3 protein-coding genes are annotated in these 1,937 nt (G+C 31.9%); all 3 read right to left on the bottom strand.

Annotation, left to right across the window (positions count from 1 at the left end; genetic code table 11):
* Positions 1-272 precede the first annotated feature (272 nt).
* From AB1630_12840 to AB1630_12830, 3 genes are read right to left on the bottom strand one after another with little or no spacing between them, the layout of a single operon-like run.
* Positions 273-911: a hypothetical protein gene (locus tag AB1630_12840; protein ID MEW6104676.1), complete on the bottom strand. Its 639-nt coding sequence runs from the start codon at positions 909-911 to the stop codon at positions 273-275.
* Positions 908-1,276: a tetratricopeptide repeat protein gene (locus AB1630_12835; GenBank protein ID MEW6104675.1), complete on the bottom strand. Its 369-nt coding sequence runs from the start codon at positions 1,274-1,276 to the stop codon at positions 908-910. Before AB1630_12835 ends, AB1630_12840 begins: the two co-directional genes overlap by 4 nt.
* Positions 1,254-1,769, bottom strand: coding sequence for a hypothetical protein (locus AB1630_12830; protein MEW6104674.1), 516 nt, complete (start codon positions 1,767-1,769; stop codon positions 1,254-1,256). The genes AB1630_12835 and AB1630_12830 overlap by 23 nt, the downstream gene beginning before the upstream one ends.
* Between the last annotated feature and the right edge of the window lie 168 nt (positions 1,770-1,937).

Below are 1,937 nucleotides of genomic sequence, written 5' to 3'. Positions count from 1 at the left end.
TTTTGATGGTATTTAACAAAAAAATCTATAAAGGAAAAAAGAGATTATCTTTTTGTGATGTGTTTTTGATATAATATATCCTGTTTAGAGGTAATTCTGGACAAAGGTAGCGAAATATAGGAAATTATATTGTTTTGAATTTTCAATTTTAGTCATTTGAATTTGTTTTAAGATTTCGAATTTCGAATTTCGGATTTCATTTGTTCCATTAAAGCTAAACGCATACCATTTTCTATTAAGGGGAAATGAACTTTAAAAACAGATAAACACATTTAAAACTTATAATCATCAAAGAACCATTGGGTTTTAATATCCATCCGTTTTAGAAGCATCCTCATTTTGTTTTCTATAAACATCTCTTGAGGAACCCAACATTTATCAATCCCTACAAACCTTGCTTTCATTTTCATTTTACAGGAGAATAAGCCAAGATTAACATTAGGGGTTTCCACATCAAAAGAAATGGCAAAATCTTCCTTGTTTATGCCAACCCTTCCTTTGACTGCCTCGCTTGCCTCTTTCTTTGGAAAAACCTTAAGCAAATAAAGGCTTTCCTCTTCACCAATGTATTCAAATTGATGATTTTCTTTGAAGATATCATACATATCAAAGGGAGGAAGCGGCTCAAAAAGGCTGTTATTTTTAATTTCCTTCTTAATGTCTCCTTTAATTTCATCTATCTTTGTGGTAAGTTTATCGGGTCTTTCAAAAGAAACGCTTCCTGTAGCAAAGATTGTTCCCTTTTCCTTTTCATCCCCTCCGCTCATCTCTACCCTTACATTTGCGGTATATGAAGAAAAAGCCTGATCTTGAGCTTGAATAAAGCCCTGAACCCCTTTTAGAATTTCATCACAAGTAATTCCAAAACAGGGGCTTAAGAAAAGAATAATACCAAAAATTATCCTTTTCATTTTAGCCTTTCAATTTCATATTTTGCCCAAGAATTTATTGGGCAAAGATTGAGGGCTTTTTTGAATTGTTCCATTGCCTTGTCCTTCTCTCCTATTACAAGGTATGCCTGTCCAAGCCAAAGATAACTCCAATGATAGTTTGGAAAAATCTCAATTGCTTTTTTAAATGAAAGTATTGCCTTTTTCTTACTTCCTCCTGCAAAGCCTGGTGCAAAGAGATAATTTCTACCCTCTGCAAGATAAACCTCTGGATTATTTGGGTCTATTTTTTTGCCTTTTCTATAAACTCTTTTGCCCTTGTTCCATAAATAATACCATAAAATACAGGGTTCTTGAAAGATATTAGCCTTCCATATATATATCACCTGCAATGCGGTAGGAATCTGAAAAATCCTTATTTAGCTTAATTGATTCCTTTGCATATTCTAAAGAGATTACTAAATGTCTTTTTATTTCTTTATTGCTTTCTTCTTTTTCAAAGAAATTTGCCCATCCATTATAATAAAGCCTTGATAAGAGGTATGGATAGATAAAGCTATTTGGCTCTTTTTGATAGAAATCTTTAAGAATGCCATCTATTTCAACAATTTTTTCTTTATCTAATGTCGCCTCTGCCTCTTCTAACCCTACATTTACCTTTAAGATAGATTGGTCTTTGATTGCTAAAACAGCATCAAAAAATGTAGGCGTCCCTTGGCTAAATGCCATACATCCCAAAAATACAAAAAGAAATATTTTCTTCATTTCTCCATTGAAAAAAATCCATTCAAGAAATCCAACCTTCAACACTGAAAGAAAGAAAAATGTGCTTTGAATTGTTACCAATAAAAGAAGAACAGCAAGTATTATTCCTATCATACTCATTTCTCCTTTTTCACAGGTTGTCTTAAGATTGTCTTTAATTTCCTATATTTCGCTACCTTTGTCCAGAATTACCTCTAAACAGGATATATTATATCAAAAACACATCACAAAAAGATAATCTCTTTTTTCCTTTATAGATTTTTTTGTTAAATACCATCAAAA

This window comes from bacterium, from assembly GCA_040753555.1.
In the GTDB taxonomy this organism is placed as follows: domain Bacteria; phylum UBA9089; class UBA9088; order UBA9088; family UBA9088; genus JBFLYE01.
The sequence above is the reverse complement of the archived record's forward strand: the minus strand, read 5'-3'. Positions and strand labels throughout refer to the sequence as shown.